General features: G+C 61.9%; 25 protein-coding genes and 1 tRNA gene. 13 read left to right on the top strand and 13 right to left on the bottom strand.

Annotated features, from left to right (window positions below):
* Positions 1-8 precede the first annotated feature (8 nt).
* Complete coding sequence (locus GSQ87_RS01010) at positions 9-251, bottom strand: hypothetical protein (RefSeq protein WP_158912699.1); 243 nt, start codon at positions 249-251, stop codon at positions 9-11.
* An 80-nt stretch (positions 252-331) separates the two neighbouring features.
* On the opposite strand from GSQ87_RS01010, the gene GSQ87_RS01005 reads away from it, so the two are divergent.
* Entirely contained in the window at positions 332-790 is a 459-nt protein-coding gene (locus GSQ87_RS01005; protein ID WP_158912698.1) for a MucR family transcriptional regulator, read from the top strand.
* Between the two features lie 224 nt (positions 791-1,014).
* Here GSQ87_RS01005 and GSQ87_RS01000 read toward each other — a convergent pair whose 3' ends face one another.
* The 3 genes from GSQ87_RS01000 to GSQ87_RS00990 all read right to left on the bottom strand — a co-directional run bounded on the left by GSQ87_RS01000 (position 1,015) and on the right by GSQ87_RS00990 (position 5,349).
* Complete coding sequence (locus GSQ87_RS01000) at positions 1,015-1,638, bottom strand: hypothetical protein (RefSeq protein ID WP_158912697.1); 624 nt, start codon at positions 1,636-1,638, stop codon at positions 1,015-1,017.
* A gap of 364 nt (positions 1,639-2,002) precedes the next feature.
* The gene (locus GSQ87_RS00995; protein ID WP_216838884.1) at positions 2,003-4,435 is read right to left on the bottom strand and encodes an ABC transporter permease; all 2,433 of its coding nucleotides are present in this window, start codon (positions 4,433-4,435) and stop codon (positions 2,003-2,005) included.
* Between the two features lie 530 nt (positions 4,436-4,965).
* Positions 4,966-5,349, bottom strand: a complete 384-nt coding sequence (locus GSQ87_RS00990; protein WP_158912696.1) for a hypothetical protein — start codon at positions 5,347-5,349, stop codon at positions 4,966-4,968.
* Between the two features lie 436 nt (positions 5,350-5,785).
* Here GSQ87_RS00990 and GSQ87_RS00985 point away from each other — a divergent pair, with 436 nt between their 5' ends.
* The 5 genes from GSQ87_RS00985 to GSQ87_RS00965 all read left to right on the top strand — a co-directional run bounded on the left by GSQ87_RS00985 (position 5,786) and on the right by GSQ87_RS00965 (position 10,527).
* Positions 5,786-7,393 carry a serine/threonine-protein kinase gene (locus GSQ87_RS00985; protein ID WP_158912695.1) on the top strand — a complete coding sequence of 536 codons (1,608 nt, stop codon included), beginning with the start codon at positions 5,786-5,788 and terminating at the stop codon, positions 7,391-7,393.
* Between the two features lie 477 nt (positions 7,394-7,870).
* The gene (locus GSQ87_RS00980; RefSeq protein WP_158912694.1) at positions 7,871-8,602 is read left to right on the top strand and encodes a TIGR04255 family protein; all 732 of its coding nucleotides are present in this window, start codon (positions 7,871-7,873) and stop codon (positions 8,600-8,602) included.
* The gene (locus tag GSQ87_RS00975; RefSeq protein WP_158912693.1) at positions 8,599-9,222 is read left to right on the top strand and encodes a hypothetical protein; all 624 of its coding nucleotides are present in this window, start codon (positions 8,599-8,601) and stop codon (positions 9,220-9,222) included. The genes GSQ87_RS00980 and GSQ87_RS00975 overlap by 4 nt, the downstream gene beginning before the upstream one ends.
* Entirely contained in the window at positions 9,200-9,646 is a 447-nt protein-coding gene (locus tag GSQ87_RS00970) for a hypothetical protein (protein ID WP_158912692.1), read from the top strand. Before GSQ87_RS00975 ends, GSQ87_RS00970 begins: the two co-directional genes overlap by 23 nt.
* Positions 9,647-9,825: 179 nt before the next feature.
* On the top strand, positions 9,826-10,527 hold the full coding sequence (locus GSQ87_RS00965; RefSeq protein ID WP_158912691.1) for an IS6 family transposase: 702 nt from the start codon (positions 9,826-9,828) through the stop codon (positions 10,525-10,527).
* A gap of 88 nt (positions 10,528-10,615) precedes the next feature.
* On the opposite strand, the gene GSQ87_RS00960 is transcribed toward GSQ87_RS00965, so the two are convergent.
* The 5 genes from GSQ87_RS00960 to GSQ87_RS00940 form a co-directional block, all read right to left on the bottom strand.
* Positions 10,616-12,598 carry a DUF3732 domain-containing protein gene (locus GSQ87_RS00960; protein WP_158912690.1) on the bottom strand — a complete coding sequence of 661 codons (1,983 nt, stop codon included), beginning with the start codon at positions 12,596-12,598 and terminating at the stop codon, positions 10,616-10,618.
* Positions 12,598-13,086, bottom strand: a complete 489-nt coding sequence (locus GSQ87_RS00955) for a three component ABC system middle component (RefSeq protein ID WP_158912689.1) — start codon at positions 13,084-13,086, stop codon at positions 12,598-12,600. The genes GSQ87_RS00960 and GSQ87_RS00955 overlap by 1 nt, the downstream gene beginning before the upstream one ends.
* Before the next feature lie 6 nt (positions 13,087-13,092).
* Complete coding sequence (locus GSQ87_RS00950) at positions 13,093-14,259, bottom strand: ABC-three component system protein (protein WP_158912688.1); 1,167 nt, start codon at positions 14,257-14,259, stop codon at positions 13,093-13,095.
* A 201-nt stretch (positions 14,260-14,460) separates the two neighbouring features.
* The gene (locus GSQ87_RS00945; RefSeq protein ID WP_158912687.1) at positions 14,461-15,588 is read right to left on the bottom strand and encodes a hypothetical protein; all 1,128 of its coding nucleotides are present in this window, start codon (positions 15,586-15,588) and stop codon (positions 14,461-14,463) included.
* Between the two features lie 2 nt (positions 15,589-15,590).
* Positions 15,591-16,235, bottom strand: a complete 645-nt coding sequence (locus GSQ87_RS00940) for a GIY-YIG nuclease family protein (RefSeq protein ID WP_158912686.1) — start codon at positions 16,233-16,235, stop codon at positions 15,591-15,593.
* A 668-nt stretch (positions 16,236-16,903) separates the two neighbouring features.
* Between GSQ87_RS00940 and GSQ87_RS00935 the strand changes: the two genes are divergently transcribed.
* The 4 genes from GSQ87_RS00935 (at position 16,904) to GSQ87_RS00920 (ending at position 20,032) form a co-directional block, all read left to right on the top strand.
* The gene (locus GSQ87_RS00935) at positions 16,904-17,395 is read left to right on the top strand and encodes a hypothetical protein (protein WP_158912685.1); all 492 of its coding nucleotides are present in this window, start codon (positions 16,904-16,906) and stop codon (positions 17,393-17,395) included.
* A 263-nt stretch (positions 17,396-17,658) separates the two neighbouring features.
* Entirely contained in the window at positions 17,659-18,003 is a 345-nt protein-coding gene (locus GSQ87_RS00930; RefSeq protein WP_158912684.1) for a DUF3489 domain-containing protein, read from the top strand.
* A complete protein-coding gene (locus GSQ87_RS00925; protein ID WP_216838882.1) occupies positions 18,000-18,404 on the top strand; it encodes a DUF2924 domain-containing protein in 405 nt (134 codons plus the stop codon). The genes GSQ87_RS00930 and GSQ87_RS00925 overlap by 4 nt, the downstream gene beginning before the upstream one ends.
* Positions 18,401-20,032 carry a recombinase family protein gene (locus GSQ87_RS00920; RefSeq protein ID WP_158912683.1) on the top strand — a complete coding sequence of 544 codons (1,632 nt, stop codon included), beginning with the start codon at positions 18,401-18,403 and terminating at the stop codon, positions 20,030-20,032. The genes GSQ87_RS00925 and GSQ87_RS00920 overlap by 4 nt, the downstream gene beginning before the upstream one ends.
* A gap of 6 nt (positions 20,033-20,038) precedes the next feature.
* Here GSQ87_RS00920 and GSQ87_RS00915 read toward each other — a convergent pair whose 3' ends face one another.
* The gene (locus GSQ87_RS00915; protein WP_158912682.1) at positions 20,039-21,058 is read right to left on the bottom strand and encodes a hypothetical protein; all 1,020 of its coding nucleotides are present in this window, start codon (positions 21,056-21,058) and stop codon (positions 20,039-20,041) included.
* Between the two features lie 702 nt (positions 21,059-21,760).
* Positions 21,761-21,850: transfer RNA gene (locus GSQ87_RS00910), tRNA-Ser, on the bottom strand.
* A gap of 256 nt (positions 21,851-22,106) precedes the next feature.
* On the opposite strand from GSQ87_RS00910, the gene GSQ87_RS23025 reads away from it, so the two are divergent.
* Complete coding sequence (locus tag GSQ87_RS23025; RefSeq protein ID WP_158912681.1) at positions 22,107-22,277, top strand: pirin-like C-terminal cupin domain-containing protein; 171 nt, start codon at positions 22,107-22,109, stop codon at positions 22,275-22,277.
* Between the two features lie 21 nt (positions 22,278-22,298).
* Here GSQ87_RS23025 and GSQ87_RS00900 read toward each other — a convergent pair whose 3' ends face one another.
* Positions 22,299-22,787 carry a polymer-forming cytoskeletal protein gene (locus GSQ87_RS00900; protein WP_158912680.1) on the bottom strand — a complete coding sequence of 163 codons (489 nt, stop codon included), beginning with the start codon at positions 22,785-22,787 and terminating at the stop codon, positions 22,299-22,301.
* Between the two features lie 313 nt (positions 22,788-23,100).
* On the opposite strand from GSQ87_RS00900, the gene GSQ87_RS00895 reads away from it, so the two are divergent.
* The gene (locus GSQ87_RS00895) at positions 23,101-24,195 is read left to right on the top strand and encodes an alkaline phosphatase family protein (RefSeq protein WP_216838880.1); all 1,095 of its coding nucleotides are present in this window, start codon (positions 23,101-23,103) and stop codon (positions 24,193-24,195) included.
* A 6-nt stretch (positions 24,196-24,201) separates the two neighbouring features.
* Here the strand turns inward: GSQ87_RS00895 and GSQ87_RS00890 are convergent, their stop codons facing one another.
* Entirely contained in the window at positions 24,202-25,242 is a 1,041-nt protein-coding gene (locus GSQ87_RS00890) for a serine hydrolase (protein WP_158912678.1), read from the bottom strand.
* Between the two features lie 324 nt (positions 25,243-25,566).
* On the opposite strand from GSQ87_RS00890, the gene aqpZ reads away from it, so the two are divergent.
* Entirely contained in the window at positions 25,567-26,307 is a 741-nt protein-coding gene (aqpZ, locus tag GSQ87_RS00885) for an aquaporin Z (RefSeq protein WP_158912677.1), read from the top strand.
* Positions 26,308-26,320: the final 13 nt, after the last annotated feature.

Genomic DNA, 26,320 nt, shown 5'->3' with positions numbered 1-26,320 from the left:
TCGGCCCATCAAATCTCTATAATGGAACGCGGCCAGACATAGGCGTCCATTGCTATCTCAGCGGCTCTAAGGTCCACTTCCCGCTTAAAAGAGCCCCTAATTGTCCGGTCCCCTTTGGGATTGCGCCATTCAAACTCGATTTTTCCATCCAGCCCTGTGATCGCCATCTTGGCCATCTCCAAGCGATCACCCACGTCTGGGCCGGCTTTGACGATATATTCGCCGATCATGGCTTGCTCATCTAAGATCATTGCCGGCTCGAAATCGAGAGTTAAGGGATCGGGAATACTCTGTCAGTATCACCACCTGATTCGAGTGGGATTTTTGAAGCATGATCGAAGACACGAACGCCAATCTGACCGAACTGACCGCTGAGGTGGTTGCGGCCTATGTGACGAACAACAATGTTTCGGTTGCCGATCTGGCGGGTTTGATTGCGGCCACCCATGCGGCTTTGTCTGGCGCCTCCAAGCCTGTTCCCGAGGTTCCGATCCTGACCCCGGCGGTTTCGATCAAGAAGTCTGTCACCCCCGACTTCCTGATCAGTCTTGAGGACGGCAAAAAGTACAAATCCCTGAAGCGGCACCTTTCGGGCTTCGGATTGACCCCCGATGAGTACCGGACCAAATGGGGCCTGCCGAAGGATTACCCCATGGTCGCCCCAGCCTATTCGGCTCAACGGTCGTCCTTAGCCAAAAGCCTCGGCTTGGGTCGCAAGGCGGCTCCCGCGCCGGCTCCTGAAGTGAAAGCGCCCGGTGCCAAGCGCGGTCCGAAGCCGAAGGCCGCCTGATCACGTTGTAAGGTTGAGGGCTGGTCGCTGTAGGCCGGCCCTCCTATGTACGTCCCCTAAGACGGTCTAGCGGAGAGATCGCGCCCTAAGCGGCCCTAGGTGTTCCGCCAGATTCCGGACGCGCCAGGCGTAAGGAATCGCGCATGATGGGGGATCCGGATGGAAGACGTCGGGGCAATCCGGCCGAAATCACCCGCCGCCGCTCCTCGGACGTTAGGATGGCGTCACGCTGCGTTCGCGATAACGGCAATCGGTTGGACTTTGGGATCGCTCGCGAAATCCGATGGTGCGAGGAACCCGAGGCCGTTCCAAGGGATCGATATCCCGACCTTCTGGTAGCACGCCCCGACGTATTCAGAGCAGATGTACTCATCGTCCGCTTGAAGCAGACGCGGCATCTTGATGTTCAGACGCCCTGCAAGAACGCGCAGGGCGATCTTCACGATTTCAGAGGCGGCGTAGGGCGCGCCGAAGCGGTCGAAGGCGAATTCACTAATTTCGTGAAGTTTCTGGGCGGTGACGAGTTTGGCGAAGTCGTCATGCCGCGCAAGGACAAGGCCGCCTCGGTAAGGCCTTTGTGCGCCAGAGCCATTGCCGTTCACGACGACGCTAAGGGCCGCGCTGGTGACACCAGAGGGAAGAGCCTCAAGCAGCATAACGCGGTCGATTTCCTCAAGTCGGATGACGAAACCGATGTGACTAAAGGGTGAGTTGGTAGCAAATTCAATCAGGTGAGGCATGAAGCCTCCCTGCGAGAAAAGTAAAAGGTCGCCCTGTCGGATATCGTCGCGCAAATCGGCATAAGAACGCGCCGACATTGCCTTAAAAACGTCGGTCGGCACACTCATGATCTTTGCCCTACAAAGTTAAGCCTTATGCTTAACACAGTTGCGGATATATACCACGACAATGCTCGCTCGGTCGTTTTGCCCGGAGGATCGTTTGGTAACGATGCGGTTTCGGAGTAAGCGCCCATTGCTGCCGGAGGCTCTCTGCCCGATTCCAGACGCTCTCAGGGCGATGAACCTGCCACGCCAAGCGATCCCGATGGCAGATGTTGAGGGTCATTCGGAAGAAACGACGTCGCCCGATTCCGGACGTCGCCAATGGCGGTTCCGGGGCGGCTGCTCAGGACAGGGCCGCCCCTTCCCAAAGTTGGGAACGACCGGTTTTGGAAGCACCGTCAGTTTGCTGAACAAGATTAGGGTAGTTCTACTCATAGCGCAGCGCCTTGGATGGAACAGCGCGCGCAACGCGCAGCGCTTGGCCGACGACCGTGAGCAAGGCCACGAGCAGGGTCAGCAGGGTGGCGCCCAAAAAGTATTGCGGGCCGAGATTGATGCGCTGATCGAAGCCTGTCAGCCAACTCCGCATGGCGAGCCAAGCCAGCGGCCATGCGATCAGGTTAGCCAACAGCACCGGGCGCAAGAACTGGCCGATCAGCAGCCGCAGCACGTCGGCGGTTGAGGCGCCCAAAGTCTTACGGATACCGATCTCGCGCGTACGACGGGCAGTGTTGAAGCTGGCCAAGCCGTAGAGGCCGACGCAGCCGATCGCCACAGCAAGGACGGCCCCCACGACGAAGAGGCGGCCATTGCGGTCATCGGGGCGGTAGTAGCGCTCTAAGTTGACCTTCGCCGTATGCGCCCGGAAAGGAACGGAGGGGACGATAGTCCGCCATACCGCCTGCAGCCTGTTCATCGTCGCCTGCGAATCAGTCCCGGAGTAGCGGACTCCAGCCGAGGTCTGCGGAAAAGGGCCAGTGTAAGACAGGTAAGCGGTGGGAGGCACCGGATCGCGAGGCGACCGGAAACGGATGTCGCTTACGACGGCGATGACCGTCAGCCGCTGGGACACGCCTGGCTCAAGGGTATTGATCAACGGCTGTCCCACGGCCGCCTGAGGCCTGGCGAAACCGAGTGCGCGAGCCGCCGCCACGTTCAGCACGACGCTTTGGACTTGTCCGGTAGCCGCGGTCGGGGACGTAAAGACAGAAAAGTCCTCGCCGTGGTTCCGATCGGGCAGCCGGCCGGCCAATAAACGAGCGCCATAGGTGGTGAAGAAACCAGGCGTGGCGCGGACGTAGAAGATCGCCGGACCGGGAGCGGGCTGCCCGTCTCGACGCGTATTGGTGTTCCAGTTGCTGTCCTCATCGCCGGGACCGATGTCGCCCGCGGCCGCCGCGGTAACGCCCGGCACGGCACGCCAGGCTTCCAGAAGGCTGGCGCGTTGAGCGTCCGTGACTGCGGAGTCCTCGAACGACTTGACTGTGATTAGGCCTTCCCGTCGGAAGCCTACATCCGCCTGACGTAGAAATTGCGTTTGAGCCAAGATCACGCTGGTGGCGACCGTGAAGGCGATGGCGACGCCAAACTGAAGAACCACCAGGCCCTCCCTCACCCGCGTTCCTGCGCGCCCGCCACCGGGCGTCCGAGCCGAAGCGAGCACCGCAGCTGGGCGGTATCTGGACAGGATCAGCGCCGGATAGAGGCCGGCGCTGAGCCCGACCGTCGTTACCAGGGCCAACACAACGGGCAGCAGACCAGATGGGCCGAGATAGACGATCTTGAGCGACAGGCCGGCGGCGGCGTTTAACAGCGGCAAAACGAGTTCAAACAAGGCGAGCCCGATCAACGCGCCCAGCGCCGTAGTGGCTATGGCCTCGCCCATGAACTGCGCCATCAGCGCAGGCTGGGTCGCGCCCATGACCTTCCGCACCGCAACTTCCCGCGCTCGCAGTCCCGCGCGGGCAGTCGCTAGGTTCACGTAGTTGACGACGGCGAGCAGCAAGGTCAGCACGCCCACCGCACCCAGGCTCGCAACGACGATGGCATCCTTAGGGTTTCTCAGATGCACGGAGAGCAGCGGCGCGACGCGTAGGCGGAAAACGGTATGCCCGTGTCTGGTGCCAAAGTCGCGCACGCCATGCCGGTCGGTGAACCCGTCGAGATTGGCTTCCAGCGACCGAGCGGCTGAGGCGTTTGGGAAGCGGAGGTAGGTGGTCAGCTCCATAGTACCCCAGGTGTACCAAGCCGGATCCTGCGCAACAGTTGGTATATGTAGCGGAATGATAAGATCAAGATCGAGGTTTGTGTTCGTCGGTGGATCGGCGATGACACCTGTGACGCGATAAACATGGTCACCGCGATTAAATAGGAGCGTAAGGCTACGCCCTAATGGGTCGACACTACCAAAGTCGCGTGTTGCTTCTGATCGGGTCAGCACCACCCCATCGGGGGCGGCGAGAGCCGTAGCCCGGTTACCTTCAACCAAGGGTATAGGAAACACGTCGAAGAAATTCTTGTCGACCAAGGAGACTGTTCTGGGTTCGAATTGTGAACCCAGACGCAGTGTCCCCGCGCCTCCCGATATTCGCGTCCCCACCAGGTCGGTAAATTCACCTCGCAGCTCATCGAGCAACCCGCCCATGGTAGCAAAAATCGGTGGCCGCCCGTCCGACTGAGGCCCAATAGGTTGACCGTTGATTTCATAGATTTGGTCGGCATGCGGGATCCACCGCTCGAACCCGGTCTCGAAACGCACGTCGAGCCACAGCAGCAGGAAGACGGCGATCCCGACCGCCAGACCGAATACGTTCAGCACTGCATAAAGCCGGTGCCGACTGAGCGAACGGTACAGGGTCAACAGGTAGTGGCCTAACACATGCTGCTCCCGATGGTGCTGTTAGGACGTGTGCGCCAGGCTGAGCCGACCGCGTCATGCAGCGAACTTAACGCCTGGCGAAGTTTCGGCAAAACGCCATATAAAACGGTGACTTAGCGCCTCCGTGCGCCAGCAGCTGTTCGGTCGCCGGCACGATTGCTCGATTCCGGACACAGGCAAGTAGCCGTCAAGACAAATCCAACCTCTAGTCGCAGGAAAATGTGCGGCCCACATAGCGGACGCTACGGCCTTTGCGCGGTCAGCAACGCTTAGGCCGACCAGATCCGGGGAGCTCGCGCCCTTAGCCGCCATCAGCCTTCTGCCAGACAGCGGACATCGCAAGCGCTAAAACTCCGCCGTTCACGGGCGGTTCAATGGCGGCTTTCAGGGCTAGTCCGGACGAAATCACCCCTGCCTAAAACCAAACGCTGCCAGCGGGTGAGTTTCGGCACGACGGCTCATGGCGTAGGGCGACCCAAAGCGGACCTTAGACCTTGATGCATTCCAGAAATTTAGCTCAGAGGCCGCCCGTAGAAGTCCGGCTCGACTTGCTCTATTTTACATTGTCCTGTGAACATATCCCATAAACAATGAACCATCAGGGCATCGCTTCCAACTCTCAGCCATCGGATAGTTTTATTTGCGCCGTTCACACGATTAATGTGAGGTAATTTATCGTTTCCATCATCCCAATATAAGGAGACGTTGCAGGCGGTTGATATACTGTCTCCGACGGCCCACTTTCTTAGCGTGCATCCACGTGGTAACTCATACGTCGGCGCATAAATCATACGCTCATGGCGAACTTCTTCATGCCGGGCACTGCTCAGGTTCATCACTGCAAGGGGCGTCAACACCGCGAATCCTACGCACAGCACCACAATCGCTTTTTGCATGCTGCCATTCTCGATTCGCCGAAGCGAATCCCCTCAAGGTCGACCTAAGTGCGGACTGCAACTTAGAGCAGCTTGTTTACCCGGTCATCAACGGCCGCCCTCGCCCAAAACCCACCCTACCCCGTCGATCCCGGCGTCCGCTTGTCGGCCGGAAGCCTACGGGTTGCGTCGAGGGGAGCCGACACGGGCTCTGCGCCCACAGCGGTCATTTGCCTCTCTCCAGAAATCAGACATTTACGAACGATCACCGAGAGGCAACTTTCCAGCCGTGGGCTCTGGGCAGAAGGCGACCGTCTGGGAACCTGCCCCACCAAGAAGGTTTCTTCTCGCTTAAACGTTGAGTCAGACTGCGGCCGGCGCACGTAGGAGCACCTTGACGCGCCTGGAAGCTCTCCCACCTCCAGTCCGGAGCCGTGGGCCGGCGGGACGAGGGAACATGGCGACGATCTTCGGTGGACGATGGAAAATCACCAGCGGTCCCGGTCTCGGCCAGGGCGGCCAAGGCCATGTCTTTCCGGTCGCCGACCTGACCGGCGAGCATGACGGCGACTTCGCGCTCAAGAGGCTGATGAACAAAGCCCGGTTTGCGCGCTTCCGTAACGAAGTTCTAGGTGCCACACGCGCCGGCCATCCCAATGTCATCAAGCTGGTCGACCACTCCCCGATCGACGCGCCATCCGAGGCGGACGCGTTTCTGGTCATGCCGATCGCCAAAGGCGGCGACCTCGGCAAGCCGGACCGGCTAAGCCTCTACACCCACCAGGTGGAAGCGACGCTGCAGGTCGCCAAGCAGGTTGCCTCGGGCCTTCGAGCCGCTCACGCCAAGGGGGTAATTCATCGCGACGTCAAGCCGGCTAACATCCTGTTCACCGGCGCCGGCCATGATCTCTGGCTCGCGGACTTCGGGCTCTGCCTCCTAGTCGATGACGCCAACCGGCCGACGGAGATGGGCGAGGTGGTCGGTCCCAGGGCCTTCATCGCGCCCGAACTGGAAGGCGGCGGCAAGCAGGAGGCCACGGCTGCCGCGGACATCTATTCGCTGGGCAAGGTGATCTACTATATGCTCACCGGCGGGGTGATCATTCCGCGCGAACGCGGCCATGAGGCGGAATACCGGCAGTTCTTCGAGACCGAGAGCGAACGGCTGCGCCACCTCGGCCTGCTGGTCGACCAGATGGTCTGCCCCCTGGGGCGACGCCTCGACAGCGTCGATAAGATCCTCGCCCGGCTAGACGACATCGAAACCTGGGACCGGCGCGCGAAGCTGATCCCGACTAGTTCGGCAGGTCTGGCGAGCATCGAAAAGCTCCGCCGCCAATCGCTGGAGACGGTGCGGATAAGGGCCGAGGATGCGGATGCGAGAACCCAGGAACGCACGATCCTCAACAACGTGACGACGTCCTTCGTCGCTTGGGCCCATGCCGAACTCGAAAAGCTGGCAGTCATCGTCGATGACGGCGCTGGCCTGAAGACGTCGGTGGCGCCGATTGCCGATGCCGCCCCTTGGAGGCCACGAAGCTCTGGGCAGAGCTATTTCGCCTTCTCGGCTGGCGTCCAATTAAGCGTCACGCCTCCGGCCTCCGGCATTGCCTTCACCCACCAATTTCAGGTGCGTTTGGCACGGCCCGGCACGATGAGCATCACCTTCTCCTCCGGTCCCCAAGGTTCGACGTCCGCGCCCCAGCCGGTCCGGGACCAGGACCTGGTGGCCCTCTTCTGCTATGAGCGATCGGTGGAGGCTAAAACACGGCAATCTCCCCGCGTGACAGGGTTCATCTCACAGCGGTCCGCGATCGGAGGCTCGCGACAGCTACTGGTTGACCCGAAGGCGGGGACTTACGCAGGCCGCCGACCGGGACGAAGCGTCATCGCCGTCAGGGTTGAACCGGTTATGAGTTCTTTCTTGGGAGATGCGACCCAACGCGCGATGTTCAAGGCGTCGCAATGGCCGGGATGCATCCCGGACCTTGACGCACTGCTAGCAGAAGCCTCAGAGGTCTTTTTCGACTTCATTACCACACCGTCGCGAAAGCTCGGTGCGTAAGCCTGGGGGGCATTGTCAGCCCAAACCCGGAATTCCATAGCCTCTGGCGTCCCGCTTGTTTTCGCGGGCTTGGTTTGGGCAGCAAGTATCGACACCATAAGGCGTTGGCGGGGTCGGACCACTGGGCGATCCCGCCATAACCGGCATATGTGAATTTGCGCTGACAAAGCCCTTCCGCGACATCGGCGCCGGGCTGGGTTGGACTCCAGTGGTCGACGCGCTCGGCGGCGGGGCAGCCGGCCAGTGTGTGCGGTATCCGCGGCAACGTGTATGCTGCGCCCGTTGACACAGCGCACATGGCGGAGATTGAGCTAGATGGGTTTGCGCCGCTAATGGTCGCCGGGTAGGCTCCCCCGCCAATGTCGGCGATAGCTCGTTTCAGGAGATAGGCGCGTGACTCGCCACTTAACGGCAGATTGTGCCGGGGCTTTCCTAAGCGCTCCGATTGCGTCATGAACAGTGACGGGGAGCCCTAGTTTGACCGACAACTCGCTGACATACGCGCACCCTCCAATCGTGGAGGCAACGGTCGAGCTTAGGATTGGCGGCCGCATACCCGACGATGACGTCGACAAACTTCAGAGGCTGCTCGCACCGGAATACGCCAAAGTTGAACCCGTCACGGAGTTCCTAATCGCTTTTTCGCTAGACGGCACACAGCCACCCCCCCCCCCCCCAACTGGGAAGAAGTATAAGCTCACATCAGAAAACGGTGCTTGGATCGTTCAGCTCGGAGCGTCGAGTGTCGCGCTTTCGAACTTGGCTCCGTACGTCGGTTGGCTCGATTTTCAAAAGCAGTTTCGTTGCGTTTATACGATTTGGCGGAGGGTTGTGGGCAAAAGACCGGTAGAGCGGCTGGGAATGCGCTACATCAACAGGGTGGACATACCCGGGAATGTAGTGAAGCCTGAGGAATGGTTCACCGTCTACTCGCAATTTCCCGATGAGCTTGGATTGAGCGCCAATGAGGCGCAATCAGTCATAGCGGGCACGCTGAATCAAGAGATCGGCGTGAAGATAGCCACAGCCCTTGTGCCCCCAGCGTTAATCGACCATTTATCACTGGTCTTAGACATCGACGTGTTTCACACAGCTGTGGCAGTTAAAGGAGACGATGAAGTGTGGGCTGCAATAGGCGCGCTTCACGACCAAAAAAATAGGGTCTTTGAGAGCTGTATAACCGATCGGACTCGCGAGCTTTTCCGATGAGTTTCGAGGTGCACTGGGGCGGTTTGTCCCAAGCTAAGGCAGGCACAGCTCTAAGCAACGGATCAGGTGCATCGCAGGGCTTCGGCAGCTCCGTCGCAGAATCAATCAAAGGCGCGCGGGGCATTGCCTCTACAGCAACATCGACCTTCTACGATGAGAGAGTTGTTGCGGAAGAGCAAGCTTCCCCGAAGCAGCGTCTTTTTGACCGCCTAGTAGACCTCAAGGTGAAAACGTCTTCCTTAGCAATGCATCTTGAGACTGCCTGGCGAACCGGTCTCTTTAATGAGCTTGATCAGCTCCTGGACGCTGACGAGTGGGACCTATCAGATACCTTGCCGAAGGTTGAGTCTTTTGTGACGTTTTTGCGAACCACTATATTTTTAGGCAAGATCAGGCGGCCGGGGCTCGGGGCAACTTGTGATGGACATATTCTCGCCGGTTGGATCACTGGGAAAGATCGACTTACAATCGAGTATCGTCCTGACGATCAACTGCGTTGGGTGTTGACGGCCGACGGCAGCACTAAGTCTGGTAGCTGCGCCGCCTCGAACTTGAAGACGGATTTGGCTGCTTTCCAACCCAATAGGTGGTTTCGTAGTGCCAACAACCTACGTTCCTGACGAGCATACCCTTGTCAGGTATGTGAAGCCTCGTCTCTGGTTTACTGACCCCGAGACCGGACTGCATGGCGTCTTCCCTGAAGCATTTAGCCTGCGTGAGACATCTGGGCACAAGGAGGCTTTTCTTTCGGCGGCTTGGCTTAATATACACGACGGCGACCGGAACGCCCAGATTGCTGCCGTAAAGGCTGAGTTCAGGGCGGCGATGGATGTCAAGAAAAGCGCTGCGTTTGCGTTGGGTTTGGTATCAGAAATCAAGGATGAATGCGAAAAGTTCGGCGTCAAACCCCGGGTTTCGCACGAGCCGGACGCTCCTCTCGAAAGTCACGTGGCGGTGAGGCGATACAGGGACGAGCCGCTGGACTTGCTTGAAGGCCTAGCTAAGAACGCGTGGTCTGAGTTAAAACTATCGTTCCACGGATAATCGTTATCTCTTTGTTTAACCCTTTTCATAAAGGTTTGCTCGAGAATAGTGAGTTGAGCCTAACTGTTAAGCTGCGTGCAGACGGTGGCATGTGCACTTATGCGAGGTAACGTGGGAGCTGGCAGTCTAACGTTAAAACGTCTCCAGTCTGGGCCTGAAACCGGCTTTTGGAGGTGGAAATGGTCCAACCGCTGTCGTTCAAGCGCTACCGGTTCCCCGCCGAGGTGATCCGCTATGCGGTGTGGCTCTATTTTCGCTTCAGCTTGAGCCTGCGCGACGTCGAGGAATTGCTCGCCCAGCGCGGAATCGCGGTCAGCCGCGAGGCAATCCGCTGCTGGGTCAACAAATTCGGCCCGCTGATCGCGGCCAACCTGCGCCGGCGACGCCCCTCGCCTACCGGCCGATGGCATCTCGACGAGATGGTGGTGAAGATTGGTGGCCAGCGCATGTGGCTGTGGCGGGCCGTCGACGACGAAGGCGTTGTTCTGGACATGCTCGCACAAAAGCGTCGCGACAAACACGCCGCCCTGAAGCTGCTGCGGCGGTTGCTGAAGCGCCAGGGCGTTCACCCTGAAACGATCACGACCGACAAGCTCGCCTCGTATCGCCCGGCCTTGAAGGATCTCGGCCTGGTTGACCGCCATCGAACCGAGGGGCGGCGCCTGAACAACCGGGCGGAAAATTCGCACCTGCCGATCCGCAGGCGAGAGCGGAAGATGCTCAAATTCAAAAGCCAAGGCTCAGCCCAGCGCTTCCTCGCCACCCACGCCGCCATCTACAACTGCTTCGACACCCAACCTCATCTGATCTCCCGAGCCGGTCACCGCACCCTACGGGCGGCCGCTCACCGCGAGTGGGCGATCGCCAGCCAAGCCGCGTAAGGCTGAAGTCGTCCAAGCCCCCTCCCCGACCCAAATCGGTTAAGTTGTCAGCTCCCTCTGACACTGCCCCGTTGAATCCTCGACAAGCCTATTCATCGCCATCTGGCGCGGCTTGGCCTACCTCCCCAAGCCATTCCGGCGGCACGAGCTTCTGGGCACCGCGCCACTGCTGAACAAGGGTCACGCCTTCGAGTTCACCCCAGACATCCGCGCCCGCATGGTCCAAGACGATGGCCTGCAGTTGACCCTTGGCGCGCACAATCTCTCGTCCTATCGCTTCGAAAACCTTCCGAACCGCAGCAATATCCTCGTCACGCGTTCGGCCAAGGAGGCTCGTCGGGTCGACAACATCAAACCCGCGTGGAAAATAGACCTGACTGGGCTGGTCGTAGATCACTATGCCGGGCACCGGGTGATTCACCTCGCCCGTGAAAAAGCGCTGCAGAGCGAGCGTGACGGCGACATGGTAGGCGAGCCAGTTCGCGCCGCTGCCGATTTCCCAGAGATAGTCTTCGCGCTCCGTGTGAATGACCTTGATCGTCAGGTCGTTGATGACGAGCTCAATAGGGGCGTTCGGCCATTCGGCGTCCAACATTGGAATAATCGTCGCGGCGAAGTTTTCGATCTGACGCCGCGCATTGGCTGTCTTTCGTCCGACCTGGCCCTCGGAGTAGATTCCCCTAAGTTCTTCGATCCTGATCTTCAATTGGGCGACCTCGTCGGCCACGGAGGAGCCTTCTTCGGAACGGTCGAACGATATGAGCGCTTGTTCCAGCCGGCCGATGAACCGCTCGATACGGTCCTGCCGATAGGTTGCAGTTCGGACTTGCTCTGACCTCTGTTCGAGCAAGGCGATCTCCTGCCGGACAGCGGTTAACTTGGCAGTCGCCGCCTCGACCTCACCACGCAACCTCAGCCGCTCCTTGTCGAATGAATCCGACATCCTGGGCTGCGTTCGAAGCTGAACATCTATTCCGGCGAGCGCCTCGGTCAGCGCGTCCAGCTTGTCGCGGCCCCCTTCGCCGAGCGCCACTAGCGGATCACCCGCGTCGTCCGCCCGTGCGCGCATCCAGGAGGCTATGTTCAGGCGATCTCGTTGTATCCGGATTGCCGAGCCATAGGTCTCGCTTGTGCTCAGCAACCGCTGGATTTCGTTCAACCGCTGCCGCTGGTCGGCCAGGTTCGCCGCTGCATCGCTCTCGGCTTGGCGTAGAGCGTGCAATTGCTGCATTGTCGGCTCTATCGTGCCCAGGGTTGCGAACGAGGCGCGGGTATTGGCGTTGGCGGCGCGACGGAGCAGGTCGACCACCTCATTCCACGCGGTTGGAATCTGGGTGTCGACAGACAGAAGCCCAAACTCAATGGCGTTGCGAATCCAGGCTTGGGTTTCGGTCTGCCAGGCGCGAACCGCGGTTTTAGCCGCCTGCAGGGCGGCTTCTTTCCGGCGGAGATCACGCGAGAGCCGCTCGATCTCCCACCGAGCCGCCAACATTTCGGGCGTCAGGGCTCCCAGAACGTAGGGAAAGATCGCCTTCAGCTTCTCGCGGTGCTCAGTTGTATCAGCGTTGAAGTACAACACCATCGGGTTTGCGACGATGTATTGCGGCTGGAAAGTGAACGCCGTCAGATCACGAAAACTGACGCGGGCGATCTCCGCTTCGGGGTTCAACCCCAGTTGGGAGAGGCCCGCCAACTTATCCAACATCCGCTTTACGCTGTCAGCCGTCGTGTTCTTGGTGGGCGCCTCTTCGGGAATCTCGACCGTGTTTCCCTCCAAAAGGAGCATGTCGCCGGTTTGGCGCGCGTCGCCGGGTTCCCGCCGCGCGAGCAGCTTCTGGCCTTCCATGGTCTCAATGACGACGCCGAACCAGGAACAAGCGTCTCGAATCGTCCCGACCGGGATGCTGCATTTTCCCGAGGCGAGGCAATAATCGATGATCGGAATGACCGCCGATTTGCCAGTCTTGGAGGCGCCGCTGATGACGTTGACCATCCCGGGTTCGAACTCAACCACACGCGGCGAATGACCAGCTTTGGACCAGAGGATCAGCTTGAGGATTTGGAAGTGCATCAGGGTTCGATCTGCAGGAGCGAGAAGACTTGATTTGGCGGTAGCCGAGCGAACCAGCGCCCAATCTTCTCAGCGCTCGCGACATGGTATTTCAAGCGTTCAGGCCCCGCTGGCGGTTTCGCCTCGTTGGAGCGGACCAAAGCGGTGTCATAGTCGATCTTTAAAAGCTTCGCTGAAACGCCTGCAGCAAGAGATTCCAGCGTCAGAGGGCGCATGGCAACGGCGCGGTCATGGATTGCAAACAAACGCTCACGCTCGTCGCCAAGCTTGGAAACAAACTTTGCGAGGCCGGAGCTTTGATTGGTTTGCTTGATGAGCCGCATGGTCGGGCCGTGGAGCACCAATGGCAACGTCAGGAAGAGGGAGGTGAGCACAGGTAGGTCGCCCACGCATTCGGCCTGATAGCCGCGGCCAAAGCTCCACAACAGGAGGGAGCCGAACGCGGGGTTCTGAACGAGGGCGACGGGCGACATCTCAGACTCAGCCATGCCGCTCTATTCTTCCGGAAAAAGGGTCTGATAGGACGGGTGCCAGCCGAGCCGACGTCCGTCGGCCAGGCAATTGTAGGCGCCGGCCACGAAATGGTTGGGCAAAGTTTGGCCGTCCAGCGGCAGCGTGGTCGCCGCACAGCGCCGGTAGATGGCCCGGCCGCGGGCGGGCTCGTCATTGCTCGCGAGTGTATCCTCAATCTCGTCCCTGATGATCCTGTGCTGACGGACCAGTTGAGCATCGAGGTCATCCAGCGACTCCTCGACAATTGTTCCCTCGTCGGCCCAGAGCACCTTGTCCGTGGTCGTCCGCAGATAGTCGCTGACGGCGGTGACCAGCATATCATCGCTGGCTTTGATGACCTGGAGCTGACGCACGAACGTCGGCCCCGTGCTGACGACCTCTTTGATGGCGCTGTCGGTCGGTTCTGGCGCTTTAGAGGTAAGCAGGTTCGCAAGGTTGGAGCGTCGCGCAAATGTTTGAAACTGACGCCGGAAATTAGTTGCCGACATCACCGGCGTCTGCCTGTCCCGGATGAGCTTGTCGATCCGGTCCCGCGCCATGCCCACTACGGCGGCGGTCAGGTCGTCTTGCGCTTCGGAAGGAACGCCGACCCGCACAAACTCACGGACGCTCTCTACCGGATCGGCCTCGGTCGCGAGTTGGAAGCGCTGGATGATGAAGCTACAGACCTCATCGCCCGCGTTAAGGAAGCGGCTCACCTGCGGCGCGCAGCCCACGTCAGGCTTCCTCGGATCGACGAGTTTCTTGATCTTGATGAGGGCGGCTGCAATCGCGTCTGCGCCCATCGCAGCGTGTAACTCACCGGCCAACGCCCCTATTTTAACAGGCGTCACATAGAGCCGGAAGTCAGTGGTCTTGGGGTCCACAGTCCCTGCGACACAAAGGTCCGCCCAGTTGGCGAAGGTTTTCCAGAGATCTTCGGCACGGTCCGCCGCGGGATTGCCCGTCAAGGCGCTCTTGGATTGTTCTAAAAGCAGGGTCCCATTTGATCGATGGACCGCGACGTCGTCGACGTATTCCAGCGACACAGTATCGCCGTCCGGGACTTTCAGGAGATGATGGCACAGACGAAGTTGTTGGAGCGAATACCCAAGATACTGCCCGGCCGCCGTCGCCTTCAAGGGCTTCTCAAGGTCGAGAAGACTCATCGATCGCCACCCCCCCGGGCGATCGCAAGAATCATTCGCCCCTTGCGACCTTAACCGTTAACCATCCAAAGTTGAACTTCGCGAATCACCACGCTCTGGAGCAGGCAAACGCGGTCCTCGCCCCTGGGCGACCTTGCGGGGCAGTCCGAGGTTGCGTAAGGCGTTCGGGAGGGGGGAAGGCGACCTTCCCGGCAAGCTCGTCTATGAGGCAGCCCCATGGTGCCTTTCAGAGGCCAACCGGCCGGCGAAGGGCCGCTCCTGAGGGCGGAGCTGCGATGAGTGGCTTCGGAAAAGGGCACTTCCAGAAAGCGGACTCGCTGAGAGTCTGAGAAAAGCCAAACACCGGTCAAGGCCGCGGCAGCGCCGCCTGGATCGCCGCCAGTTCTCAGCCTCCAGCGCGCCGGTCGGCGTGCATGTCAGTGGCAGGTCGTCAACGCCGACGGCGACCTTGAAGATTCCGTCCATCCCGGCGCGCACGGTCAGCTTTCCGTCGGCGGCGGTCACCGTGAACGTGACCTGGGTCTTGGCCCGGCCATCCCACAGGTAGGGGATGCCGAATTTCTTGCCGCAGTCGGCTTGGCGCGTGGTCAGCTTGTGGGCCAGCGGCAAGGTTGCGACGATGTTCGGATCGGCGACGGCGGCCAAGGTATAGCCCTGGCTGACCAGCACCTTGCGCGCGACTGCGAGCACAGCGTCGCTTGGCTGAGCAATCGCGGCGGTAGCGCCCGGTCCTTGAGGCGCGAGTGGGACGACGGGCTCTTCCTTCGGCGCCGGCGGCGGCAGACCAGCCAGCACCGCCTTCTCGGCCTCGATCGCATCCATCTGCTTGCTGATCTGATCCGGCGAGACCGACAAGATAACACTGTCGCCGCTTTTGGCGCTGAGCTTTAGATCATAGGTCTTACCGATACGGCTCTTAAGCACGCCGTCGTCGAGATCGACCCCGACCGTCTCGATATAGGTGCAGGTCCCACGGCTACACTCCTCGACACTGCTCGCGATCTTGGTCACTTCGAGTGGCGATGCGGCATCGTCGGCAGCGATCTCATATAGACGCCAACCGGAGTCGACATAGCTGATCTGCACATAGAGCTGGTGGGTGACGCGCCCAGCCTTCTTGCCCACGAAGCTACGGATGCGCCACGTCCGGTACGTTTCGCCAGGCGGCTTGATGGAGATGGGCGGCCCCATCAAGGTCGCGTTGGCGCTGAACCGGTCGTCCTCCACAGTCACCTTTGAGGTGGCGGCGAAGCTGACGGATGCGGTCAGCGTGGCGAGCGCGACGAACGACGCCGCAAGCAGGCGAGGCCTGGCTGCTGAGATCGGCATCCTCACCCCTCAACCGGCTTGATCGCGGAGAGCTTGACGCCGTCGTAGGTCCAGGCGGTCCAGCCGGAGACGGTGGGCCAGTTGAACCCCATCTCGTGCAGCACCGTCAGAGCGGCGCGGGAGAGGCTGACCTCTTCGCCCCGGAAACGCACCTTCTTCGGCCCCGCCACCTCGCAGGTGACGTTCGGGTCCTTGATGAACCGCAACACCGTGCCCGGCGGCAGCCCGAGCTTGTCGAACGTCAGCGGCGCGGCCTTGCGCTCCTTCTCCGCCTCAATGGTCTCGCGCTCCTCGGAGCTGATGCCCTGCTCGGCGTCGCTGAGCGAGCGCTCTTCGATCTTGACCAGGTCGATGATCAGCCGAGCCAGCTCGGGGTCGGCGGTGAAGAACTCCCGATTGCTGCGGGCGCGCTTGTCGCCGAACACCCGGTGCAGCACGTTCTCAAGTCTGGCGCAGTCCGGGACCCGCGCGGCGTAGGCGCACTCGAATGGCATGGGCACGCCGGTGGTGTCGAGCTGCTTCAGCCGCTCGCTGACGTCGTCCTTGCGGGTCAGGCCGATCTTCACATAGTTCGGCATGGCGGCGTTGGTCAGGATGTAGACCAGGCCGGGATCGGCATATCCGCCGGCCTTTTGAACCTCGGGCATGGTCGGGCTCAGCTCGCGACGAGAGAGGGCTGCATGGCCGGCAAGTCGCGCTGGCAGTGAGGGCAGACCTTCGCCTCTTGGCGGATTCCCTCAGCGCAGTGGGGACAACGTCGGGCTTGCCCGAGGACCAAGGCGTGGATCAACGCGATCAAAAACAGGACTGAGCCGTATATCCACCATGGCCCGAAGCTGTGCCCTTTCTTAGAGGCTATCGACGCGGGCAGCAGCCCGCCCAAGCCGCAAATGGCGAGCAGAACCACAAATACGTCGATACTTTCCACGATCCCGACTCCCCCTGGTGATCGGGGAGTTAGGAAGCCTCGATTAGGAGAGCCGCGCCAGACTTTAGGCTTGCGCCCTGGACATACTCTGACGCCTCCCCGACCGCATGGTCGAGGAGTGCTGGTGACGGCTGCACACGAGCCGCCTAATCGAGGGGTTCCTACGCCCCAGGTTGGTCTGTGGACCAACCCAGGCGGGAGAGTATCGAAGCCGATGGACTGCGGCTAGAGGGCCAGTGCAGCGCAAATCCGCTGGACTTCCTAAACACGTCGAGCACCTGTCGGTCTGCGGAGGCGCTCGGGCGCTCCCCGCCGCCGCAGGCCCCTTCGGCCAGCGGCCTTCAGGTCGTGCACCGCCCAGACCGGGCGACAGACCTGAGGGACATCATGATCACCATCGGCCGCCGACCGCGCCTTCCCGCCTGCCTTCTGGGGACGCTTGCGATCGCCGCTCTGAGCGGCTGTTCCCCTGACACCCGCGCGCAGATCTCAGCGGAGCACGCGGTCAGCGCGAGGCTGAAAGATCCGCCCTCAGCACGATTTTCCAATGAGTTCGTCGTCCGCCACCCCCGGGATAAATCCGGTACTCAGATGCTGGCGACCTGCGGCGTCGTCGATGGCAAGAACGGCTTTGGCGCCTATAACGGCGGTGTGAGGTTCGTCGCCAACCAGTCCGACAACTCCCAGTTCGGGACCTTCGACACCTTCATCGTCACCCTGGAGACCGACGACAACAAGCAGGCGACGATCGGCACGGTCAATGGTTCGCAGCCCACCTCCATATTTGAGATGATCTACTGGAACGACTCTTGCGTCGACGCGGCGCATCCGGCGACCCACACCGGCACGACCGATTACGCCCATCCAGACAGGCGGTAAGATCGCGGTGATCGGCGGCGATCGCCGGCCCAGCCTGTCCTGATCGCCAGACTTCGGCCCCACGTCGCAGCCGCGGCGTGGGGCTTATTTGTCGTCCCGCCCAAGGGCGATCTGCAGCACCTTTGCGCTGGACAACGGCGCTGAGCGGAGCGCCTGTCGGACCTGCGCGCGGCCTTGGGCCGCCGCCGCCGCCGAGGGACGCCTACGGGGGCCTTGAGGTCGTGCACCGCCCATCCGGACGGGCCGACCTGAAGGAACCGACCATGACCTCCTCCCAAACGCGCCCAACAGCTGAAGGCGCAGCGCCCCCTCCTCCTGCCCCTGCGACGGCGACGGCCGCCGCGGTCGCGCCGACCCAGCCGGTTAAGCTGACCGGCAAGCTCGCCATTCTGGTGGAGCTGATGCAACGGCCCGGAGGCGCCAGCATCTACGACCTCTCCGACGCCACCGGCTGGCAGCTTCACTCCATCCGCGGCGCCATCGCCGGTGCGCTGAAGGCCAAAAGGTTCGTCATCATCTCAGAGAAGCCAGCCGGGACGCGGCTCTATCGGATCGAGCCGCCCAAGCCGAAGCGTAAGCGCGGCCCCAAGGCTGAGACGCCGCAGTGAGCGCGAAGACGGTTGAGCTTGTGGAGCGCCTCGAGGTCATGGACCTCCGGGCGCTCCGGGCCTTCTGGGCGGAACGCTACGGTGATCCCCCGCCCCTGCGCTCGCCAGGCCTGCTGCGCTGCATGCTGGCTTGGCAGCTGCAGGTGCAGGACGCCGGCGGCGTCGATCCGCGGTTGGCCGAGGCCCTGCGTACGCGCGCGACAGTCGCCCCAGGTCCGCCGGCCGGCGCGGTGCTAATCCGGGAGTGGAAGGGGGTGCGCCACCGGGCCGAGGTGGTCGAGGGTGGAGTGCTCTATCAGGGCCGGCTGTTCGAAAGCCTTTCCTCGGTCGCCCGCGAGATCACCGGCGCTCGGTGGAACGGGCCCCGGTTCTTCGGTCTGCGCGCGAGCGGCAGCGCATGACCGCGCCCGTTCCTCGCCGCTGCGCCATCTACACCCGCAAGAGCACCGAGGAGGGGTTGGAGCAGGCTTTCAACACCCTGCATGCCCAGCGGGAGGCCTGCGAGGCCTATGTCGCCTCGCAGAAGTCTGAAGGCTGGCAGGCGCTGCCCACCGCCTACGACGATGGCGGCTTCTCCGGGGGCAACCTCGAGCGACCGGCCATGCAGCGGCTGGTCGCCGACGTCGAGCTCGGACTGATCGATGTGGTGGTGGTCTACAAGGTTGATCGCCTCACCCGCTCGCTGTCGGACTTCGCGCGCATCGTGGAGATCTTCGATCGCAAGGGCGCCTCGTTTGTTTCGGTCACCCAGGCGTTCAACACCACCACCTCGATGGGACGCCTGACGCTCAACGTCCTGCTCTCGTTCGCTCAGTTCGAACGCGAGGTCACCGGGGAGAGGATCCGAGACAAGATCGCCGCCTCGAAGGCCAAGGGCCTGTGGATGGGCGGCATCCTCCCCCTCGGCTACGAGGTGAAGGACAAACGGCTGGTGGTGATCGAGACCGAGGCGCAGGTCGTGCGCTTGATCTTCAATCGCTATGCTGAACTAGGCTCCGTAAACCCCCTGCTCGACGAACTGCGCGCAGTCGGCCTGCGCTCAAAAGCCTGGGTCACGCGCGCGGGCCGCACCATGGGCGGCCTGCCGTTCAACAGCGGGTCGCTTTATCATCTCCTCTCCAACGCGCACTATGTCGGGTCCATCAAGCACAAGGATCTTCTCTACCCAGGCCAGCATCCGCCGATCGTGTCCGTGGAGCTGTTCGAGAACGTTCAACGCCAGCTTCGGCTCAACCAGCGGCGTCGCGCCGATGTGGTCGCTTCGGTTGTGCGCGCGCCGCTGAAGCGGTTGGTGTTCACCGGCGGCGATCGACCTTTGACCCCAAGCTTCGGGCGCAACCGGCACGGCAAGGCCTACCGCTACTATGTCGACGCCGCCCAATCCGACGATGACGATCCATCTGCTCCCCCGCGACGGGTGCCCGCTGAGCCTTTTGAACGGTTCATGGTGCAGCAGCTCTCGAGATTCACACTCGAGCCCAGCCTCACCACCGACGACCTTCCCCAAATGCTCCGACGGATCGATCTGCGCGAGGCGAGCGTCGAACTGGTGGTGTGCAAAGAGGCGCTGCGACCCGATCTGCATCCAGACCTGTTAGGTGACGAACTCCGCGGTCGGCTCGGCGATGGCGAGCGGATCGTCAATGAGCCGGACCGCACGACGCTGCGGATCAGCTTGCCGGTGCGGATGCAGTTTCGCGGTGGCCGCACATGGATCCGCGGCGCTGCGCCTCAAATCGCCACCACCGCGCCGCGCGCGGCCAATCGAGGTCTGGTGAGGGCGCTGCGCCAGGCCCATGCGGTGGTGAGCGCGCTCGGCGGATCTCCACTCAAGGGACAGATGCAGATCAAGGCCGCCCCGGCCAGCACCTACCTCGTGCGTCTGGCGCAACTGGCGTTCCTGGCCCCCGACATCCAGCTCGATATCCTGGGCGGCCGGCATTCACCGAGCCTCACCACCAAGATGCTGCTGGAGGCCGACGTCCCTCTTGAGTGGACGGCCCAGCGCAAGTGGTTTCGCGCTCTATAGGAGCTATTACGGCTTGGTCTTGCGCTGGGACCGATTGACCAGGCGCTGCGCCTGCCGAGGGGCGAAGCGTCCTCCGCGATAAGCCAGCACCTCAGCGGGCTTGCCGCTGTTTGGACAGATGAAGCTGTAGCGGTGGCGACCCGTATCGGGTGGAGGTGTGAGCTCGAACACCTGTTGCAAGACATCACGACCAGCCACGCCACGAGCAAACAGAATTCCCGCCCAAGGCGATGATCGTTCCATTAAATTGAACATTACAAAAACTCGCCCGGGCTCGCAGCTCCAATCAAGACCAACAATCGTCCGCTCACCTCGTCGCAGGTATCCCTCCGCTGCCAGGACCCTTATATCGATCATCGGATGATCTTCCAGGATCGCCATCGGTAGATTGAGCGTCGTGTAGTTCGGCTTGGAATCGTCGTTGTCTCGATCAAGATTTTTGATCATCTGGTTGGCGGAATTTTCTACATATCGGGGATGTTGATGACCAAATCGCCTGAGGGCGGCGCGCGTCGTCGGATCGTCCCTTTGTTGATCGTACAGCCGATCCCTCTCCGCCTCAGCTGCCTTCCGCTTTTTTTCCTGTTCCCAGAATTTGATGTTCTCTCGCTGAGCAGCGGCGGCGTTCCTATCGGCGACCGTGAGCCGACGGGCCGATCCCCTCGGCGGATACCGGAGGTCATGCACTTCACGGGCAGCCAATATCCAATCGACAAGGTAGAGCGTTTCCACGCGCTTTTCACTCTTGGGGCAGATCAGATACGTGCGGTCTGTCTCGCGGTAGGTCGATCTCTCAACGCGAATTGAATATTGCGCGACCACGCGTCGGTCTGCTCGGATCTCCACCCGCAAGCGACTTTCAAGATGAAGCCAATGCGCGTCAATGTACAAATTGCACCACTGATAATCACTCCAGCAGCGCCAACCGGATAAAGTGCAGCGAGCGCTCCTGTCTGTGTCCAGCAGCCTCTCGGTGAACAGATCCTCGACGTCCATGCGGGGGACGTCGTCGACGGTGAGCCGCACGCTAAATGCCCCTACAAGTCTCGCCGCACCGTAATGCCCCTAAAACTCATCCGTTCGGCACCGTCTCTCACCAGGCGCTGCGATGGGAGGCGACGTGCATGAAAGAGGTAGGAATAACGGCAGTCGCTTTAAACCCCAATCCCCCGTACTTATCCAGACTTTCAGTGGGGAAGATTGTTGTTTTCGCTCACGAATACGCGTGGAGGGGTTATGGGGAATTAGCCCAAAAGTCGCTTTTTCGCGTGCTTGTATGTCTGTCGAGAAATCGAATTTGTGCGCACAAGTCGCCCGCCGTAACCCTGCCTTTGAAATTCAATGAGAAAGGGGGTGGGGAATTACGGCCCTCCCCTGAAAATCGAGGCGAAATGCCGCAAAATAAGCCTGAAATAGCGCAAAAGCGTACTTCGACGACTATCGTTTTGAGGCGCCCAAATGCGGCCTGCCTGGGAGCCTCAGCAAACCCTTACGCGCCAACGGGGGAATTAGCCCCAGGCCACTCAAACGCTCACTATGACGTCGACGCAAATCCCGAACTGTAGTGGTTTTGCGGTCTCCGCAGCGCGCCTTGCACTTCCCCGTTTCGCGACACGAACTTCGGTTCGTTGGGTGATTCGTGGCTACAGTTCGGAAGCGCAAAAGACCTATATGTCGTTGGAATTCCAACGACTTTCGCCTCAGGAGAGACGGGTGGCGTTTAGTCCCTGGCGGTGGGAGAGGGATTCGAACCCTCGATACGGTTTCCCGTATACACACTTTCCAGGCGTGCGCCTTCAACCACTCGGCCACCCCACCACAGGGACATACGCGCCCTAGGGCGGCTTCGCGGTTGGAAAGACCGGCGAAGGGCGCGGAATATACCCAGCGGCGGTGCGCCTGCAAGTCCATGTTTCCATATGAGCGCCACTTAGCGCCGGACGCAGCGCTTTAATGTGGAGGCCCGCCGCTCCGCCCCCTGTTCCAGGGGAACCGAAACGGGCAAATAGGCGGTCACAAACGTGTCTGGCGTTGCGGTCGCCACCGCTGAGGATGCCCATGGGCCTGCGCCACATTGTCCGGCAGCATCGCGCCTTTCGTGACGACAGATGCGGTGTTCATCTTCGGCCACGCCCTTCCCTATGGCGAACCGATCGTTTCGCACGGGCCCTTCGTCATGAATACGCGGGAGGAGATCGTTCAGGCGATCGCGGACTATCAGGCTGGGCGCCTCGGCGGCCTGTAGACCCACCGCCCTCGGAAACGATCAGTCCACTGGCTCGGCGGCGGCGGTCTCCAGGACAGGCGGCCCTTCCAGCAGATGCGGCGACGGCGGGGACGCGGCTTCCGGCTCCGGGGCCATGCGCTGGGAGCGGCCCTCGAACACGGCGCCCGCATCGACCGAAAGCTGTCGGTGTAGTACGTCGCCTTCGACGTGGGCGGTCTCGTAGATCTTCACGACATTGGCCTGGATGTCGCCCTTCACCCGCCCGCGGATCTCGACCACCTCGCAGCGGATCGTACCTTCGATCCGTGCGCTGTGCGCCACCAGCAAACGGCGGGCCTCGATGTCGCCCGAGAATACACCGTCGATCTGCAATTCGCCCTTGCCGCGGATATGCCCTTCGAACACCAGGTCGGACGCCAGCACCGAAGCTGGGCGCGGGGTGGTCCGCCTCTGCGCGGCGGGTTCCGGTTGCGGCGTAGGCGGCGCTTCCGAGACCGAGCTGCGCGTTTCGTTATTGCGTGAGAACATATCGCCTCCTGCACAAACCTACGTCCAGCATAGCGCCTTCCCGTGACATACCCGAGTCCCCATCGGGCAGTTGCACCGACAGGCCGATTAATGCGGAAAAGAATCACAACTCAGCTGACAAATTCATCGGCGGCGCCTACAAATCCAAAGGCACTTCGCAGGTCAAACGTCGATGACATTTAAAATACATTCATTTTGCAGATTTATATCAAAAACTATTCTCTGCAGAATCGCAGCATTTACCTTCCTGATCATTACGCCAGCCAGCGCCCTGGCGAACACCACCCCGCCCGTTCGACATGTATTCATCATCATGATGGAAAACGAGGAAATCAACATAACCTTCGGGCATGTCTCGAAAGCCATCTACCTATCCAAGGACCTGGCCAGCCAGGGCGCGCTTCTGACCCGCTACTACGGCACCGCCCACAACAGCCTTGGGAACTATCTGGCCATGATCAGCGGCCAGGGCGTCAACGCCACGACCCAGGACGATTGCGAGGTGTTCGAACCCTTCGTCCAAACCGGCTGGGCGGCCTATGGCCAGGCGGTCGGCAAGGGCTGCGTCTATCCGAAGGCCGTGCACACCATCGCCGACCAGCTCACGGCCTCGGGCCTGAACTGGAAGGGCTACATGGAGGACATGGGCGCGGACCCCACGCGGGAGGCGGCGCGATGCGGCCATCCCGCCATCGGGACCAAGGACCGAACCCAGGTCGCCACGCCCAAGGACCAGTACGCGGCCCGGCACGACCCCTTCGTCTATTTCCATTCCATCATCGACTCGCCGACCTGCGAACGCGCCGTGGTTCCCCTGCCCGCCTTGGCGACGGACCTGGCCGACATCGCCACCACCCCGGCGCTCAGCTACATCGTTCCGAACCTTTGCCACGACGGCCATGACGGCGCGGGCGGCGAAGGCTGCGTCGATCACGAAGCCAGCGGCCTGGCCACGGTCGACGATTTCCTGAAGACCTGGGTTCCCAGGATCATGGCCTCGCCCGCCTACAAGCAGGACGGGTTGATCATCATCACCTTCGACGAGTCCGACATGCATCACCGACGCGACAAGGTGAACAAGCGCGACGTGCTGTACGGCGACGCCTCGGCCTGCTGCGGGGAACTGCCGGGACCCAACATCGACCGCAAGGCCAAGGTGGAGGGCACGACGATCCAGGGGCCCGGCATCATCGGGCCTGGCGGCGGCCAGATCGGGGCGGTGATGCTGTCGCCCTTCATCGCGCCCGGCACGGTCTCCAACCTGCCCTACAACCACTACAGCCTGCTGCGCACGCTGGAGGACATCTTCCACCTGCCGCACCTTGGCTACGCAGCGCAGCCGAGCGCCAAGCCGATGGGACGCGACGTGTTCAACGTCGTCGGCGGAGTCGGAAGCGGGGGCGGCTGACGCGCCTCAGCGCGCCATCGCGGCAGGACCCTGACGATCGTCGTGCTGCGCCACCACCGCGCGCGCCACGTCGGCCATCAGCGCCTGCCGCTCGGGTATCGGTCGGCGGGTCGCGCCGATCATGACGGCGACGGCATAGGTGTGGCCGTCCGGCGCGGTCAGCAGACCCACATCGTTGTAGCCGGTGGAAAGATCGCCCAGGTCCTGTCCGGTCCCGGTCTTGTGCGCGATCGACCAGCCGGACCCCAGGCCCGCCTTCAGACGCATTGGCCCGGTCTCGGTCGAGGCCAGAATCTGCAGGAAGCGCGCCGTGGACGGCGACGACAAGAGTTCGCCGCGTTGCAGCCGGCTCAGGCCGTCCACCAGCCCCAGCGGCGTCGCGCCATCGTCGGCGTCGGCGACGTAGGCGTTCAGCTTCGCCCGGCGCACATCGAGCGCCACCAGATCACGTGCAGCCCAGAAGGCGCGGCCGAAGGAGTATTCGGGCCTCCACCGCACCCCGGCGATCTTGCTTTGCAGCACACGCTCCTCGGGACCGGTTCGGATCCCCATGATGCGCTCGTCGGCCAGCGCCCGCCGCACGGCGGTCGACCCACCCAGCCGGCGCACCAGGATGTCGTTGGCGGCGTTGTCGCTCTGCGCGATCGCGCCCACCAGCAGGCCGTCGATGGTGGTGTCGTACCCATCCTTGCCGAGCAGCTTCTGCATCGGCTGGTTGAACACGCTCATGTCGTTGCGGCGCACCAGCACCGGGTCGGACAGCTTCAGTCCGCCGAAGTCCGCCGTCTTGAACACCGCCAACGCGACCCAGAGCTTGCTGACGCTCTGCTGCGGACGCAGGATCGAACCGTTGTAGTCCGCAACCCAGCCCTCACGCACGTCCTCGACGGCGATCCCCACCTGTCCGTCGAACCCGGCCCCCAGCATCTGCAGGCGGGCGGCAAGGGCGGGAGGCGGCTGTATCGGAGATCGGGTGGAGACCGCCGGCGCGGCGCGGACCCCGTCCGCTCGTCCAGCCGTCGTGCAGACGCCGACGAACACGGCCATCGCGGCGCCGACCGAAACGCAGGTCCGTCGAAACCGCCCCGAGCGGATCCGGTCCTGCAGCGCCCTGACAGTTCGATGGCTTCGCATTCGTCACCGATTACAGAAGCCGCCCGCCCGTCGCCAGCACGAACACCCCGCCAACCAAGCACGGATGGGCGAGGTCGGCCCGGCCCCCGAAATCCAGAATTCGCAGATGTGAAACCAATCGTTGCAAAAAACGGGAATCTTGCAAGAGTATCTGACGGGCTGGGTGATCCCTGAGGTGCAGAGACCATTCTGCCAACCGAGGAACACATTCTGTTCCAATGTGTAGAGGGGTTGATAATGACGACGTTGAAACAAACCGCCGCAGAATTCTTGGGCACATTCTGGTTGACCTTCGGGGGCTGCGGCGCCGCGGTCCTGGCTGCGGCCTTCCCCGGCCTGGGCATCGGTTTCGTGGGCGTGTCGCTGGCGTTCGGCTTGACAGTGCTGACCATGGCCTACGCGGTCGGCCCGATCTCGGGCGGACACTTCAACCCCGCCGTCACCATCGGCCTGTGGGCGGGTAAGCGCATCCCGGCGAGCTATATCCTGCCCTATGTCGTCGCCCAGGTCCTCGGGGCGGTCGCCGCGGCCGGGGTGCTGTATCTGATCGCCAGCGGCAAGCCGGGCTTCGTCGCGGGCGGCTTCGCCGCCAACGGCTACGGCGATCTCAGCCCCGGCCACTACGGGCTGGTGTCGTGCCTGGTCATGGAGGTGGTCGCCACCTTCTTCTTCCTGCTGATCATCATGGGATCGACCGCACCCGGCGCGCCGGGCGGGTTCGCGCCCATCGCCATCGGTCTCGCCCTGACGCTGATCCATCTGATCTCGATCCCGGTGACCAACACCTCGGTCAATCCGGCGCGGAGCACAGGGCCCGCCCTGTTCGCCGGCGGCGCCTACATCTCGCAACTGTGGCTGTTCTGGCTGGCGCCCATCGTCGGGGGCGTGCTCGGCGGTCTCGCCGCCCGCCTGCTGGGTGAGGCAAAGGCGGGGCGCGACAAGCCGAGCCTCGCCACCACCAATCCTACAGAAAGCTGATCGGGCGCCCGAG

This window comes from Caulobacter sp. S45 (genome assembly GCF_009765965.1).
Classification (GTDB): domain Bacteria; phylum Pseudomonadota; class Alphaproteobacteria; order Caulobacterales; family Caulobacteraceae; genus CAHJWH01.
This window is presented reverse-complemented; position numbering and strand designations above follow the sequence as displayed.